This is a genomic window from Chryseobacterium sp. SIMBA_029, from assembly GCF_046535275.1.
In the GTDB taxonomy this organism is placed as follows: domain Bacteria; phylum Bacteroidota; class Bacteroidia; order Flavobacteriales; family Weeksellaceae; genus Chryseobacterium.
The window spans coordinates 1-338 of sequence record NZ_JAWRXA010000119.1; the positions used below are offsets into that span (position 1 = coordinate 1).

A 338-nucleotide genomic window follows, 5' to 3' on the forward strand; every position below is an offset into this window, starting at 1 on the left:
TTCCGTTTTCTGAGTTGCAGTGTTTTCTCTTTTATTTTCCTGCGCTCCCGGAGTATTTCATCGCTTCTTCCAAAATATACATCAGCAGGAGTTAGATTTTGCAGAGACTCATGATACCGCTGATTATTATAACGGTTTACAAATTCCTCCAGTGCTTTTTCCAATTCTTCAGGGCTGTAATAAAAATGAAGTTTTACCACATTTTTCATCGTTCTGTGGTACCGCTCGATCTTTCCCTGGGTCTGCGGATGAGCAGGTTTTCCATGAAGTTGATTGATTTGATACTTTTTCTGCAGATACTCTTTCAATTCAGAAGCTACGTAGCAGGAGCCATTATC

At 39.9% G+C, this 338-nt stretch carries 1 protein-coding gene; it reads right to left on the reverse strand.

Annotated features, from left to right (window positions below; genetic code table 11):
• Positions 1-338: integrase core domain-containing protein (locus tag SB679_RS23465; RefSeq protein ID WP_410704682.1), on the reverse strand; the 338-nt coding region annotated here is incomplete at both ends.